Origin of the sequence: Clostridium sp. DSM 17811 (assembly GCF_018861905.1) — a bacterium.
In the GTDB taxonomy this organism is placed as follows: Bacteria; Bacillota; Clostridia; order Clostridiales; family Clostridiaceae; genus Clostridium_AD; species Clostridium_AD frigoriphilum.
The window spans coordinates 1-15,323 of record NZ_JAHLDU010000049.1; the positions used below are offsets into that span (position 1 = coordinate 1).

The window sequence follows — 15,323 nt, forward strand, 5'->3', positions numbered from 1 at the left end:
TGTTATTGAACCTCAATCTTTTGATTATGTAAATGATTTTAGTGAAGGATTAGCAGTGATTGAAATTGGTGGTAAATGGGGATTTATTAATAAAACTGGTGAAATCGTTATTAAACCTCAATTTGATTTTGCGTGTAACTTTAGTGAAGGTTTAGCGGCAATTAAAGTTGAGGGAAAAAGTGGATTTATTAATAAAAATGGTAAGATAGTTATTAAACCTCAATTTGATAATATATATGATGATGTGAGTTCTTTCCACGAAGGATTAGCGATGGTTAATATTGGTGGTAAGTGGGGATTTATTATAAATCCTCTTACAAAACATATAAAACAATAATAAATTATTGTAGATATTAGCAACTATAGTTAATAGTACAAAAGATAGTAATAAGATTAATCTTTATGAATTAACGTTAAAACATATGTTTAATATGAGTTGTTTACACTTATATTATGAAAATTGTATCGATAATGATAATTTCAAGAAATATGAGTAAAGAGTGGTTTAATGGATATACTTTCAAATAAATATTATTTGGGAGCTGAATTTACATGGTGGAAATAGAAATCTTAAAAATATTAAATTTAATTTTGGGAGTAAGTATTATACTATTATGCTTACTTATATTTGCTATAGGATCGGTATTGATACATTATTCATTGACCTATTATGGTGAACATAAAAAAATACAGTTAGATTTTTTAGAAAAAAAAGAAAAAAAGATATGTAAAAGCTTACCGAATAAATAGTAGCTTGTTCGGTGAGTTTTTATTTTTGTTTTGGGGATAATGATTAATTTTAATTAGTATTACCCTGTAAAAGGGGGCATTTTAACTTTCATGATATTTCACAAGAACCGTGAGAGTTGATACTAGAAGGCGGGTGGACTAGCTTGTGGCCAAGAAAATGGACTAGCCAAGGACGGCTTGTCAATTTACTTGAGCTGGAAGCTTGTCTACCCGTTACCTCAAGGAAAGGACTAGCTGTTGAAGTGTAACAGCCAAGGACGGCTAGTGCACTTCGTCTGCTTGTCCTTTCCTTGAGGACCCCAGAGCACTACCCTAGCAAATACCACTTGTGGTAAAAAACTTAGAATCATAAAAAATAAAGCTCGCGTTTTTATTAAAATAGCGAAATTAAATTTAAAATATTAGCCAAGAACCTCTGCAAAGCTATTTTATGAGAAAACCGTTAGCTGATTTAGGAAGCCTCTAAAATAAAGATAGCTACAACACTATCTTTATTACTCAAGAAAGGTAAAACGGTCATATTATCAAAAGTCAGTATGCTAGCTATGGGAATGAAGTAAGTATATTTTTTTTATTAAGGACTAAATCTAAATTCACTTTAAACCATAATTAGAATTATGGTTTAAACAAAATGTATTAATTCTTTTCTTTTTACTTTGGACTAGTTTACTGACTGCTATTAATACTAAGTAGAAAGATAAATGATTAGCTACTATAATAAAATTAGTTTATTTCGGGGCAGTGAGTAAGATTGTCCAAAGTTTCATTGCTTTTAGATCTTTTTATGAATAATAATGCCCTTTCGGTAAAGGTCGCGGTGGTGGCGGCTGGAGCGAGTTTTATCGAAAGGGCTGCGTAGACTTAGGAATTTTTTTGATTATTTATATAGAATGATTAAATTAAGGGGCAATTAAGCAGCTTCGTGGAAGATGATTTAGCTAGAATTGATGCACGCCGTCGGGTACCCCAAAAAGGACTAGCTTTGGAATTAGAACCTCTTAGTTTGCCAGTGTTTGAGGGACGAAAACAATGGGAAGCTTAGAGAGTCTTATGCTGAAGCTTGTTCTTTTTTGGGTGACGGTATACGTGCCCAGACCTTGTCCTTCCAAATTCCCTATGCTATTAGTATAAATAGTATATTTAAAACAAAATAATAATAAGGTTTATAAGGTTTTATTAAATGTATTTATTATAATGATAAAATTATAAGTTTCAAAAAGGAAAACACAAAGACTAATTATTTTTTTGAAATTTGAAGGATGCTAGCAAATGGACTAGCCCAGCTACTGAGGGACGAAGTGGCTGATAGGCATGTCTATTTGCCGTGAAAATTGGACGAGTTTCTGACCTCTACTATAAATTTATTTTTTTGAAATTCTAAATTTTCAAAACATGGTCACTGCTCTGATAGGCTGAGGTGAGAAACCTGTCCATTTTTCACCCGAGCGAAGCGAGGTTTATATCAAAGTTATGTAGAAATTTTTTAACATTAATATGGTTAAATAAAATAGGTCCTGCTGCAGTGCAGCAAGACCTATTTCCCCTGGGGGAGGGGGGGTATTTTATTTGCTTTGGGCTAGTTTACTGACTGCGGTTAAAATTAAAGAGAAAGATTAATGTTTAAATATTTTAATAGATTATATTGTTTCTGGGCAGTGAGTAAGATTGTCCAAAGCTTCATTGACTACAGAGGCATACCCTAGAAACTCACCTTTGGGGCCGGGGAAAATTATTTTATTTTGGACAAGATTACTGACTGCATTTTATTTTTTTGGTTATAAGAATATGATAAAGAAATTTTAAAGAAAGTTATACTTATGGAGCAGTGAGTAAGAGTGGCCAAAATTTCAGTTTGTATATTTAACTGTTGTTTTTATAATACATATAGAATATTAAGAGTATTTAAACCATTACATTGGGGCCGGTTTGCCTTGGGGTAACAAACATACTACCGCATTTCATATAGGGCAAAAAACACGCCCTATACTTCATTTGGTCTTATTTTAATTACACATATTGGATTTTATTTTTATATCTGTTTTATATCTTGATCTTGTTGCTGCGGTTGCATTCTTTTTATTAACTCCTCGGCCTGCCTCTGATATTCTAATACCTTTTTATAGGATGCCTCCTGAAGCTCCTGTTTTTCTTTGTTAAATAACTTCTCTTGCTCTAGGAGTGCTCTTTCTTTTTCGAATTCTTTTTGACCTGCAACTCGAGTTATTTCTTTTTGCGATTCTGTAATTGTAGTTTCTATCTTTGTTTTTAAGGTCGAAACTTCAAGTATCGATCTTTCCTTTTCAAATTTCGTGAGCTCCTCAAATCGTTTTACTTCCTTTTGAGCCTGCTCAGCTGCAGCCTCTAGTTTAGCTTCTAGGTTTTGAGCTTCAATCTCCTTGGTTTTTATTGTATTACCAAGTTCTATGTTTTCTGCCTTACTATCTGCAAGTAATTCTTTAAAAGTTTCATTTTGAGTCTTAAACCCTTTATATTCAGTAACAAGACCTGCAAGGGTATCATTTTTCTCTTTATATTCTTGAATTAGCGCCTTATTACTATCAGCGATTTCGCTTAATTGTGTTACCTGTTTTTTAAGTTCATCATTTATATTAAAAGACCCTTGCAATGTAGTTTCCATACTTTCTTTATCTATATTTAGTCCTTGATTTTCTGCCTTTAAACTTTCGATGTTGATCTTATAGATCTCCATATCTTTACTAAATTGAAGTGTCTTTGCTGTGTCTATAGTTTGTATTCGCGTTGCCATATTCATATATACATTATTAATCTGATTAGTTAATGCTTCAAGGTGATTAATGTCCTCTGCGACCTCTGGTATATCAAGTTTCACCTTGTTTAATTCATAAGCACCCATGAGGATCCCCATAAATTCTTTACTACTTTTGCCACTTCCTTGAATGAGTTCCATGAGCTTCTCTTTGTCATCTGATTCCATTCTTACTGAAAAGGGATTGTTATTATCTGCCATTGTATGGCCTCCTTATATTTAAATAATGTTTACAATTAATTGCGTTTAAATATAGTTATAGTAGTATGTTTACTTATGTTTACTATGTATTGTTTACAGTATACTCTTTTATTATTTGAGTTTCAATGAAAAGTTGGTTTTAAATATATTTTAACTTGGGGTAGTAACCGCTAAGTGTAAATTTACGCTTTACGAGCACCGCACCTTGATAGAGTAATTCAATTGAATGTAACGATTAACACGTTTTAGACTTAATTTTGATCAAACTTTATTCAAAAGTCATACTAGTATCCATATATTATTTTTTTGCTACAAGTTCTCGCTATATTAAATTTTAAATTTTCCAACTCAAGTATCACTTCATTTTTATAAGAACATTCATGGATCATTTCAACTCTTTTACTATCTTTAACTATTAAAATGCCTGCACCGTTATTTTTAGCTTGCTCGAGAGCTTCTTTTTTTATATTCGACCATTCATATTGATGAAAAATAAAATAAAATTTATTACAGTATTTTAGATAATTAAACCATTTGGTATCTCTTTGGAAGTCCACATGACTGGCTTTAGCTTCAATAATTGTTACAACGTTATTATTGTTATATCCTATAACATCAAAACGGTAGAGGCTGGTTGAAATTTCTGTAGCACATATATACCCCTGTTCAAATAACCATTTCATTCCATAGTCTTGCAACAAGGCATGAGTTTCTATATCTTTAGAGCTTAACTGATTAGACAAAATAGCTGCTTCCATATATGACATTGACGATTTACTTTTAATATCGTGAATTGATTTCAATAACTCCTTGCGCTTTTTATTTAATATATTAATTTCATTTTTATTCTCTTTAAATAACATTTTTAGATTAGTGTCTACACCGGCTACTTTTTTATATTCACCTGAAGAGTTCCATGGATCACTTTTAGAATCAAAGTACATACATTTACGGCTTCTTTTATTAGAAATTTTTTTTTCGGTTGCTGCTATAAGTTTGTCAATGTCCTTTACGGGCCATGAATAAGTAAACCAATCGTACTCTATTATATTATTTCTTTTTAATTCCTGTTGCCAACTATAATATAATCTTTTAGCTAATACTATAGTTCCTTCTTTGACACCCAAATGATCCATAAGAAAATCTTTAGATTCCGGACTTGCGGCAGTTAAAAACTGAAATATTTCGCCTAACTTAGCCTCCGTAAAATGTAACTCCTCTATAGTTCTATTTATACCCTCTTCCGCGCTCTCGAGTATTCCTATATTCCTATCAATTTGAATTTTAGATTCTTCTATATGTTTTCTTTTTTCTTCAAGCGCTAAAATCATTTTTGCAAGAGTGTCTCTTTTAATATTATCGTCTATACTTTGGAGAATATCTTGTAATCCTTCCATATCATTATTTTTAAACAACGGAGCTAATACAAGCACTTTCAACCCTAATAACTTAAATTTATTTTGCAGTATTGGCGGTAGCTCATTAATTTGATGCTGCATATAATTAAGCCTTGATAATTTTTTGGCCTGATCAATGGATATATTATATTCTATTGAAACTTGTGATATTGTCTTACCGCCCTTTAATCCCAAAATTACTTTTAAACTTATATCATCATTTCCAGTAATCATTTATTTACTCCTAACAAGTGCCCCGAGCACATTTATAAATAGATTATAACCTTCTACTTGTTTACAATCAATAAATTAAAATAATGTGTAATTTTTAAATCTATGAGACTTAATTAAATATTTTTACAATTACATACAAATGTACTACCGTATTTCATATAGGATAAAAAGCATGTCCTATACTCAATTTGGTCTTATTCTAATTACTAACACTGAAATTTATTTTTATATTTGTTTTGCATTTTGTTGCTGTGTTTACAATTTTATTATTAACTCCTTGGCTACCTCTGGTATATCAATTTTCACCTTGTCTAATTCATAAGCACCCATGAGATTAGCTTTGTCATCTGATTCCATTCTTACTGAAAAAGGATTGTTATTATATGCTATCGCATGGTCTACTTATATTTAAATAATGTTTACAAATATTTATACATAAATATAGTGTTTATAGTATGTTTACTTATGTTTACTAGGTAATGTTTACAATATACTCTTTTATCATTCAGATTTCAATTGAAATGTATTAAAAATATATTTGAGTTATAAGCGTTGTTATTTCTACAGCAGTGAGGTAGTTTGTAAAATTAGTGTTAGGTGGTATAATTTTCATGGGAATAAGTTGTATTTCTGATTGATAGTAAATATGAGGGGGAGGGTGTTTTCAATTAGTATTTACAAAAGGTTATTATCATTATATAGACAAAGTGGAAATGCGAATAAGATACCAGTAGAAGATTTTACAACGGAATTACTTGTAGGTACTTTAGAAGTTGATAATAAATTATTAGATGAATTTGTTAATGATGTTCTTTTAATAGAAGGACAAGGATTTTCTATTGATTCACAAGAAAAATATTATCTTCAGGAAGATATAAATTGCATTATAGATATAGTCATTAAAAATGAAGATATTATTTGTTTTATTGAAAATAAAGTAGGATCTTCTGAAGGAGAAAGACAACTTGAACGGTATTCAAAAGTTTTAAATAACATTAAACAAAATGATGGCAAAAATGTATATTTAAGATACTGTACTAAGTATTACGATAAAAAGGACATTTCAAATATTGATTTTTTACAATACAGATGGAGCGATGTGTATAAGTTTTTAGAGAAATGTGAAAAAAATAAAAACATAGAAGATTACTTAGAATTTTTAAGGGGTGAGGGTATGGCAAGCGCAGGAGATTTTAATTTTCAAGATTTAATTGTTATGAGTGAAGTAAATGCTACAATTAGAAAAATGGATGAGTGTCTAGATATGGTTAAGCCAAAACTAACAGAGTGCTTTGGAGTTACATACGAGTATGATTATGCAAGATTAAAACAAATTTGCAAGCAAAATCAATACGTTATGTGGAGTAAAAATATTATTGGGGAAAATGGATATTCAGAACTTACAGTTGGGTTCAGATTTGATGATAATAAAAATCCTGTTGTGACAGTATTTATTTATGTAGAAAAAACTAATAGTGAGTTTGATAATATTAAGAAAATATATGCTGAGAAATTAGAAGATATTTTTGATTTTGATTGCTCTGATGAGGAATCTATATTCTATTCTTTTGAAAAATCGGTATCCGATTTTATTTCAAGCGAGAATCAAAATGAAGAAATATGTATGTGGTTTATAGAAAAAATTGATATTGTAAATAAATTTAAAAATTCTTTAAATATAGTATAAAGATAATAAATCAAAATACAAAAATAGTTTTATTAACACTAATACATATATAAATTTAGGAAATATAACTTTAAATTTTCAGATAAAATCTTACATAGAAAGTAGTAAGCAATAAAAATCATGGAGTGATTGCGAAGGGCATCTAATATACACTGTAGCAAGAGAGTCGCGAGGTGATCCACTTACTACAGTGTGGGTATTATAGCTGAATATTTTATTTTATAAGTGAGACAAATAGGATAAAAATAGCTAATGTTTTTGTTAAATATTAGCTATTTAACAAAGGAGAAATGTAATATGGGTTATGAACCTCAATTGGTTGATGCTAAAAGTAGAAGCTTTGGAAATTTGGTTCAAAGTAAGTTATTAAATAACGAAAAAATATTATACTATGAAAAAAATATGCCTATAGAGCTGCCAGATAAAGGTGGAATGTTTAATAGTCCAGAGGCTTTATTTACAAGTAATGGTAGGGTTATCGCATTTCTTGGAGGTGGATTGTTTGGAGAAGATAAATGTTATATTGCAGATTCTGTGGTTTATTCTATAAGACCATTGACTAAATTGCGCTATGATATATGCATAAATACTACGGGATATCCAAGAATATCCAGTACAATTTCTCTAAAAAGCTTCATTGAGTACTCAGAAAAGTGCAAAGATCCTATAAAACTAGGATATAATGGTTATAAGATTATTGAAAATAAAAAAATAGGGCAAGTTCAAATACTAAATGAATTTATTATATTAGAATATTATTTATCTGGAAATATATTTAAAAATAAGATAGAGTACAGCTATATGGAAGGTTTTAATTATGATGAGCTAACTGAAATTCTTGTAATCAGAGGAATATTTAAGGATTTATTTTCAAATTTCCCAAACATATTAACTATTAAGAATATAAAAAAGAACGAATTTCTACAGATATTAAACAATTTCAATAATAATCCAAATAAAGGAAAGTTGTTTGCGAATGTAGATATAACAAAAAAAAATATACTTTTAAATGCTAGATATTTAAAGACTATAGACAAAAGTTTAAAACTAGACAAAGAAAATAAATTAATTGCTAACATTGTTGATGATGAAATTAGATTTATTAATTATAACAGTTTTGAATTTCTTGGCTCAGCCAATATAAAAGATAGTATATTTATAAAATATAACGATTATGATATGTTGATTTATACTGATAAATATTATTTTTCAGTGAAAGACAATAACGCATGGCCTACCAGTTGGAATGACGATGGAGTACCATGCATGTGGGAGAATAAAAGTGGAATTGAATATCTATTACAGGATACTTATAGTACAGACAAATCTCAGAGTTCGCAAAAAGTTGAAAAAGTTAGCAGTATATTAGAAAAAAATGTATTAGGATTTTTAAATCCTCGTTTACAGAACACAATGAAAAGTTTGATTCATAGTGTTCAACAAGGGAATAAAATCAAAAATGCAGATATTTATAAAGAGTATTATATATCCGATTTACCAGATCAAATTAAATCTAAGATTGGATTAATAGTAATAAATGATGAAGTTTATCCATTGAAAATTAATTTAGATAAGGAATGGAATCTTAAAGTAAGCGTTAAAAGCAATAATTATGATTGCTGTATAAATATAACTCAGGATATTTCAACGTTAGAGGTAATAAATAATATCTGTGATGGTTTCTACAATATAAAAATAGATACAAATAGTAATTCATCTTCAAACCTAGGATTACCAATAGAATTGTACCATGACATTACTATAAAATTTATCCAAAGTAAAATAAAATTCGATAATTTAAATTCTACTTATTTTGAATGGTCTAAAACACTAAGGGATATTGTGGTATATTATTATTTTACATTGTTATCGGAGTTAAAAGGGTATTTGGAAAATTGTTTTAAAAATAATGTAACTGTAAGTGATTTGTGTAAAGATGATAAGATTAAAATTATAAATGTCATGTATGATACTCTTAAGCAGTATAAGAATGCAAATATGCAATTTTCAGCTTATTTTTGTAAAGAACTATATGAAGAACATGCTAAGGACAATAATACATATTTTAAACAAAATTTTGACCAGCTACAGCATCAAATGTTAAATATAAGTAATCAGATAACCAGGCATATTAATGATTGTATTGCAAACTTAAATAGCCTAATAACATATATTTATCCAGAACTAGATATAAGAAAAGCACTTGAAGAACTTAATAAGAAAAGGGCTATAGTAAATACTATAACATATGTGGGATTAGCTTTCCTAACTCAAGGAGTTACGTTAATTGCAGCGGCTACATTGAATGCAAAGGGTATATTTGAAACATTAGATAGGGGTAAATTAGTAGATAATATGGAAGAAGCAAAAATCAATATTTTTCTTAATAATTCAATTAATGAATTTAATATGCTAATGGAAACTTTAATGCCAAAATATATAAATGATATTAATGATTCAATTCTAGGTTTTACAAGGGGTATTGCCAAATATTATGCAGATAATGATATAGAATTTTTAAATGGTTGCGTAATTAACAATAAGATATTTTTAGAAACTCCAATAGATACTACTATAATAAAAAAGAAACAGGTGCTTATAGATTGTATTATTGATAAAGCAGTCAAACATAACACTGAATTTATAAAAAATAATGTCAATGGATTAAAAAAATTAAGTAGAGCTGAATATCATCAGCAACTACAAGGGGGGAAATAAATTGATTACTGACCCATTTAAAGACTTAAATACATTTAACTCCTTTCTTTCTCATCCTGAAAGAATTGATACAAATTCTGATGGAATCACTGATACCCATTTCACTGATCCTCATTTTGTTGAAGATTATGTGAAGGATGATGGAACTTTTGTTCATGGCTATTGGAGAGACGGGGATGGAGATACACATCATGATTTGGACAAATTAGAAGATGGTGGTTATTATACCCATGACCCATATCAAGCACACGATTAAAATTATGTTAAAATGAAAAAAACTTATTGTTACACTATGAGAATAGGTGGTTAATATATTTTAACGCTATAGCTTGCAGCTATACATCAGGTATAATGAACGCGTAGCCTATTGTCGTAACAGGCTAAATGCTAAAACTATAATTTTATTCGTTGAAGCTTATAAAATATTATTTCGAATGCAGTATTTATTGCAATATATAATCTGTGATATCCTCTCATAAAAATGATATTTTTTAAAACAAATCCTTCATTTTAAGCATGAAGGATTTGTTCCATTTGAGGGGTTTAAGTGAAAGTCTTGCATTAATGCAAACGCCCTAGTTATCCCAAATTGCTGCTCATATAAACATCCTTTTTCTGATCTTCTGTTATACCTATATATCTTAAAGTTTGTGTTTTAGAGGAATGATTAAATATATCCATTAACAGCTCTATAGTTGTTCCATTGGTATAAGCATGGTAACCAAACGTCTTCCTCATCGTATGGGTACCTATTTCTCCGGACATTATTTTTCCGGTATAGTCTCTTTCAACTATTCCTATCATTTCTGCAGCATTATTTAATATATACCAGGCATGTTGACGAGATATTGGTTTGTTTGCTGATTTTTTACTACAGAATACATACATATCTGGTAGAACTTCTTTTAGTGTAGCAGCATAACCTTCAATTAGTTTACTTACTATGGTTCCTATGTAAAACTTTTTGGTTTTTGAGGTTTTCTTTTCTGTGATGATTACATATTCTTTAGCACTCATTGTTTTAAAGTTCAGGACATCATCAAAGGTTAATTTTAAAATATCACTTATTCTAAGACCAACATTTATCCCAAGAATAAATAATAACTCATTGCGAAGACTTTGATCTCTTAAATATGTTCTCATACTTCTTATGGTTTTAAGATCTCTTATAGGTTCTACAGTTTTCATTTTTTTATTTTCCTTTCTTTTCTTTTTTCATTTTAAAAGTTATTTATCACCGTTTGTTAACACTATTAAAGATTTAATGAGCAAATTTACACTCTAAGCTAATGTTTTATTTCTGTTATGATATGTACATTCGACTTTAAAAGTAGATTATATTCCTTATTAGATGTTGTTAAACGTTTAACATACACTTAGTTTATAGCTTAATTTGTTAAACGCCGTCGTATATATTAGGTTTTCAACTTGTTTTTATATCATACCTTGTCATATATTAGAATTCCCAATTTATATATTACACAATATTTGAAAAATAGTCAATATGTCAGATTAGAGAAAACTGGAAATTTACTATTTTTTACAAAGCTAGGTTCTAAGCCATTTGTTATCTGACACAAGACGCTTGTGTCAGATTAGAAAGAGTGTTACCATATAGAGAATATAGGTAATATATGTAAATACATTATTTGGGATTATTATTTGAAACTTATTTTTTACTTATTGTTATTTTTAAAACATCAGTTTTAAAGTGATTAAAAAAAAATAAAAAATTATTTAACAAATATTCAAAATTATGTATAATAAACATATAAAATAAAAAGGATGGTGTTTATACTGGAAATTTTAGTTGAGAAAGCAAAAAATGGGGATAGAAAATCTTTGATGGTCATTATTGAAAAATACAAGTTTTTAATAATTAAGTTAGCATCCACTTACCATATACCTTCTTATGAATTTGAAGATTTGGTGCAGCAAGGATATCTTTCAGTTATAAAAGCAGTTAATCTTTATACCCTTGGTAGAAACACTTTTGATGGCTATTGTATAAATTCTATTAAAACCAATTTTAATGCTCTTCTAAAAGGAAAGATAAAACACTATAGAGAAGTTCCAAATTCAGATCCTATAAGCACGAGTACAGCTGCATGGTATAAATTCACATTAGAGGATGAAATTATAGCTTACGATGAGGTTAAAAGGCTTTACTCTGCCTTAGAAAAGTTGGATCCATCTGAAAGGTCTATAGTTGAAAGATTTTACTTCGTTAAGGATACTCTTAAGGAAATAGCTTGTGATAGTAGCCAGAGTTATAATAATTTGTTACGGGCTAAAAGCAAGGCCTTAAAGAAACTTAGAAAATATATATAAGTAATTTATAGAAAACAATTTTTAAAAGCATATATATTATCTGTAATGGTGAGGGGAGGAGTGCAGAATGTTTGATGCATTTGTTAAACTGGTTAATACAGTTGGCTTCCCTATAGGTGTGAGCGTTTATCTACTAGTTAGATTTGAGAAGAAAATTGAGGATCTTAATAAATCTATCTCAGATTTAGCTGTAGTTATATCCACTGTTATAGGTAAATCTGAAAAATAAGGAGACCTGATTTAGGTATCCTTATTTTTTATTTTAAAATAATCTGCAGAAATTTTTACAAGGGCATATATATTAAGTGAAAACAAAATAAAAGGAGTGATTAAACATGGCAGTTGTATCAACAAAGGTATCAAGTGTTTTAAAACTTACAATGAAAACAGGCATAGACATCAATGGCAAGGATGAATTTGCAACAAAAAGCCTAGGTAATGTAAAAGTGGATGCAGTGGATGCAGATATTTTTGCAGTAGGACAAGCTATATCTAAGATCAAAACTTATCCATTGGCTGGAATAGATAGACAAGATCAGTATAGCCTGGTTACAGAAAAGTAAGTTTAAATAAGAAGCTTAAAATCTAAAAAACCAAAATTTAACAATTTAAAGGAGGAAAATTATATGAATAAATTAGTTATGAGATTTTTAACTACTATTGAGGGTAAGTATTTTACGTTAAGTGTAGATGACATTAAAGCTGATGATAAGGGACCTACTATAACAGAAGCTGAGGTAAATGCTCTTATGGATTTAGTTATTGCAAAAAACATTTTTCTATCAACTAGTGGTGATTTAACTGGTAAGAAAGATGCTAAAATAGTTACTACTGATACAAATACAATTAAGGTAGCATAGTAAAATTATCACTTGAGGTGATGAAGATTCCACTAAGGATTAACTTGGTGGAATCTTTTTTTTATTTGATTTTGTTATATAATGTTAATTAATTACTCTTTTATTGTTTTACATTAATTTAAAATTTAAAATGTGAAGAGGTTTCAAAGAGATTGGCATAGATATCGATAAAGATACAGAGATTATAGAGGTACAAATATATTACAAGGGGCTTAAAATGAAAAACATGAAAAAAAATCTAATTTTTGTTTTTGGGTTATTCCTTATTTTCGGCTTAATTGGCTGCACAAGTACACCTAAAAATACTGCTGCTATGTCTAGCGTAGTAGGGGCGGGCGAACTTAAAGTTCACTTTATAGATGTAGGCCAGGCAGATAGCATTTTAGTACAGCAAGGCAATTCGAATATGCTTATTGATGCAGGGAATAACGGTGATGCTCAAACTATTAAAAGTTACTTAAATAGTCAAGGCGTTAAATCTCTTGATGTCGTAGTTGGTACTCATGTACATGAGGATCACATCGGAAGTATGGACTATATTATAAATTCATTTCAGGTAGGAAAAGTGTTTTTTCCAAAACAGACTTCAACTACTAATACTTTTAAAAGTTTTGTAAATGCAGTGAAAAACAAAGGTCTAAAATTAATAGTGCCATCGGTAGGTAGTACATTTAAAATAGGGGAGGCTACTATTACAATATTAGCGCCCAATGGATCGGACTATGAAGATCCAAATGATTATTCTATAGTTGTAAAAGTTACTTTTGGAAATACATCATTTTTACTAACCGGAGATGCAGAAGCTCTTTCAGAAAGCCAAATGTTATCAAAAGGGCTAGATCTATCAGCAACAGTACTTAAGGTAGGACATCATGGAAGTAAATCTTCTACAGGTCAAAGTTTTTTAGATAAAGTAAATCCTAAATATGCTGTGATAAGTGTTGGTAAAGGAAATAGCTATGGACATCCTGCACAAAACACTATGAATAGACTAAAAGCAAAGGGTATAGCGGTTTATAGAACTGATGAGAATGGAACAATAGTAGCTACAAGCGATGGTAATAATGTGAAGTTTAATACTAATCAAGGTAGTTATAATGGTATAGGTTCAGGGTCTGCAAAAACCACAACAACACAAGCTTCTAGTCAAGATCAGAGTGTAACTGTATACGCTAGTAAAACGGGAACCAAATACCATGTAGATGGCTGCTCATCTTTAAGTAAAAGTAAAATACCAATAAGCTTAAGTGATGCAAAATCAAAAGGATTAACGCCATGTAGTAAATGTAAACCACCACAATGAGATTAGAACTATAGACGTACCAAGTGGAATATAGGGCGTATTCCCAGCCCTATATGGAATGCGGTAGTATATTTAAAATATATGTATTTAAGAAAAAATACGTTGATTTAGAGGCACTTATCACTAGATATTAAAAGGAGAATAGATCATGAAAGTAATTATTAATAGATTTGAAGGATCATATGCTGTGTGTGAAAAAGAAGATAAAACTATGATGGATATTAACAGTAGTGAGTTGCCTTCTGAGGCTAAAGAAGGGGATGTACTTGTTCTTGACAACAATACAATTATTATTGATATAGAGGAAACTGAAAAAAGACATAGAGATATTCAGGTATTAACTGATGATTTATGGGAGTAAAGAAAAACCTAATGATAATCTAAAACGATCTTATAGAATAGAAAAATGAAAAAGTAGTTAAGACTTAATCTTAGCTACTTTTAATATTTGTGTTACATAAAATAAGCTTGTAGATAGTTAATTACTACAATAAATATTTATATATATTATTTTAGGGTTAAGAGAGTAAGCTTTGCCAAGTACCGTTACCGACAATTCCATCAATAACTAAGCTATTGCTTCTCTGATATTCTTTAACAAGACCTACAGTTTCATCTCCATAAATACCATCGATAGAGCTGCCAGTTCTCCATTGGATATATCTTATAGCTGTTTTATATTCAGTAGACTTAATGCTACATATAGGTTTTTCCATAATAGTTTTAACTCTAGATAATACTTCAGGTCCACATATACCATCGATAGAAAGGTTAAGTATTTGCTGGAGCTTTTTAATAGTACCTATGGTTAATGGACCACTGGCTCCGTCTACAATTAAAACATTATTATTTACATCTCTTATTTTCATAGAGTTTAAGCATTTTTGTAGATATTTAATATCTTCATCAGTTATGTTTTCGGTGATTTCAGATCTAGAAGCGCAGTCATAAACATAAAGTTTATTTTGTTCAATTATAGCTATTAGTTTTTCAGGGTACTCATCATCAGTACAGTATCCTGAGTTATAGACGTTCTGGCAAGCTTCCTTGTAGT

14 protein-coding genes are annotated in these 15,323 nt (G+C 29.6%); 10 read left to right on the forward strand and 4 right to left on the reverse strand.

Going from position 1 to position 15,323, the window contains the following annotated elements:
- Positions 1–337: WG repeat-containing protein (locus KPL44_RS24010; RefSeq protein ID WP_216255755.1), on the forward strand; the 337-nt coding region annotated here is incomplete at its 5' end.
- Positions 338–2,779: 2,442 nt separating this feature from the next.
- Here KPL44_RS24010 and KPL44_RS24015 read toward each other — a convergent pair.
- Positions 2,780–3,739 (reverse strand): hypothetical protein, encoded by a 960-nt coding sequence (locus KPL44_RS24015; RefSeq protein WP_216255757.1) that lies wholly within the window; start codon positions 3,737–3,739, stop codon positions 2,780–2,782.
- Positions 3,740–4,023: 284 nt separating this feature from the next.
- A complete protein-coding gene (locus KPL44_RS24020) occupies positions 4,024–5,370 on the reverse strand; it encodes an MmcB family DNA repair protein (RefSeq protein ID WP_216255758.1) in 1,347 nt (448 codons plus the stop codon).
- Between the two features lie 658 nt (positions 5,371–6,028).
- Between KPL44_RS24020 and KPL44_RS24025 the strand changes: the two genes are divergently transcribed.
- From KPL44_RS24025 to KPL44_RS24035, 3 genes are all read left to right on the forward strand, one after another.
- Positions 6,029–7,057 carry a PD-(D/E)XK nuclease family protein gene (locus tag KPL44_RS24025; RefSeq protein ID WP_216255759.1) on the forward strand — a complete coding sequence of 343 codons (1,029 nt, stop codon included), beginning with the start codon at positions 6,029–6,031 and terminating at the stop codon, positions 7,055–7,057.
- A gap of 297 nt (positions 7,058–7,354) precedes the next feature.
- Positions 7,355–9,775: a hypothetical protein gene (locus tag KPL44_RS24030; RefSeq protein ID WP_216255761.1), complete on the forward strand. Its 2,421-nt coding sequence runs from the start codon at positions 7,355–7,357 to the stop codon at positions 9,773–9,775.
- Between the two features lies 1 nt (position 9,776).
- A complete protein-coding gene (locus KPL44_RS24035; RefSeq protein ID WP_216255763.1) occupies positions 9,777–10,031 on the forward strand; it encodes a hypothetical protein in 255 nt (84 codons plus the stop codon).
- A 323-nt stretch (positions 10,032–10,354) separates the two neighbouring features.
- On the opposite strand, the gene KPL44_RS24040 is transcribed toward KPL44_RS24035, so the two are convergent.
- Positions 10,355–10,963 (reverse strand): tyrosine-type recombinase/integrase, encoded by a 609-nt coding sequence (locus KPL44_RS24040; protein WP_216255765.1) that lies wholly within the window; start codon positions 10,961–10,963, stop codon positions 10,355–10,357.
- Between the two features lie 597 nt (positions 10,964–11,560).
- On the opposite strand from KPL44_RS24040, the gene KPL44_RS24045 reads away from it, so the two are divergent.
- From KPL44_RS24045 to KPL44_RS24070, 6 genes are all read left to right on the forward strand, one after another.
- Positions 11,561–12,106 carry a sigma-70 family RNA polymerase sigma factor gene (locus KPL44_RS24045; protein ID WP_216255768.1) on the forward strand — a complete coding sequence of 182 codons (546 nt, stop codon included), beginning with the start codon at positions 11,561–11,563 and terminating at the stop codon, positions 12,104–12,106.
- A gap of 67 nt (positions 12,107–12,173) precedes the next feature.
- Positions 12,174–12,335 carry a YvrJ family protein gene (locus tag KPL44_RS24050; protein ID WP_216255770.1) on the forward strand — a complete coding sequence of 54 codons (162 nt, stop codon included), beginning with the start codon at positions 12,174–12,176 and terminating at the stop codon, positions 12,333–12,335.
- Between the two features lie 106 nt (positions 12,336–12,441).
- Positions 12,442–12,669, forward strand: a complete 228-nt coding sequence (locus tag KPL44_RS24055) for a DUF1659 domain-containing protein (RefSeq protein ID WP_216255772.1) — start codon at positions 12,442–12,444, stop codon at positions 12,667–12,669.
- 63 nt (positions 12,670–12,732) lie between these two features.
- Positions 12,733–12,966 (forward strand): DUF2922 domain-containing protein, encoded by a 234-nt coding sequence (locus tag KPL44_RS24060; RefSeq protein WP_071612291.1) that lies wholly within the window; start codon positions 12,733–12,735, stop codon positions 12,964–12,966.
- Between the two features lie 217 nt (positions 12,967–13,183).
- Complete coding sequence (locus tag KPL44_RS24065) at positions 13,184–14,269, forward strand: ComEC/Rec2 family competence protein (RefSeq protein WP_216255774.1); 1,086 nt, start codon at positions 13,184–13,186, stop codon at positions 14,267–14,269.
- Between the two features lie 148 nt (positions 14,270–14,417).
- The gene (locus KPL44_RS24070) at positions 14,418–14,630 is read left to right on the forward strand and encodes a DUF3006 domain-containing protein (RefSeq protein ID WP_216255776.1); all 213 of its coding nucleotides are present in this window, start codon (positions 14,418–14,420) and stop codon (positions 14,628–14,630) included.
- 157 nt (positions 14,631–14,787) lie between these two features.
- Here the strand turns inward: KPL44_RS24070 and KPL44_RS24075 are convergent.
- On the reverse strand, positions 14,788–15,323 hold a 536-nt coding region (locus KPL44_RS24075; RefSeq protein WP_216255778.1), incomplete at its 5' end, for a peptidoglycan-binding domain-containing protein.